Source organism: Enterobacter sp. EC_50 (assembly GCF_019584525.1).
Classification (GTDB): domain Bacteria; phylum Pseudomonadota; class Gammaproteobacteria; order Enterobacterales; family Enterobacteriaceae; genus Enterobacter; species Enterobacter roggenkampii.
The window spans coordinates 1-251 of record NZ_VDAF01000106.1 but is presented as its reverse complement, the minus strand read 5'-3'; the positions used below and the strand labels follow the sequence as shown (position 1 = coordinate 251).

General features: G+C 54.2%; 1 pseudogene. It reads left to right on the top strand.

What is annotated here, in order from left to right:
- Positions 1 to 251: pseudogene (locus FHC48_RS23215) on the top strand (IS1 family transposase); the annotation flags it as partial.

The window sequence follows — 251 nt, the reverse complement described above, 5'->3', positions numbered from 1 at the left end:
CGCACCAGAAAATCATTGATATGGCCATGAATGGCGTTGGATGCCGGGCAACCGCCCGCATTATGGGCGTTGGCCTCAACACGATTTTACGTCACTTAAAAAACTCAGGCCGCAGTCGGTAACCTCGCGCATACAGCCGGGCAGTGATGTGATTGTCTGCGCTGAAATGGACGAACAGTGGGGCTACGTCGGTGCTAAATCACGTCAGCGCTGGCTGTTTTACGCGTATGACAGGATACGGAGGACGGTTG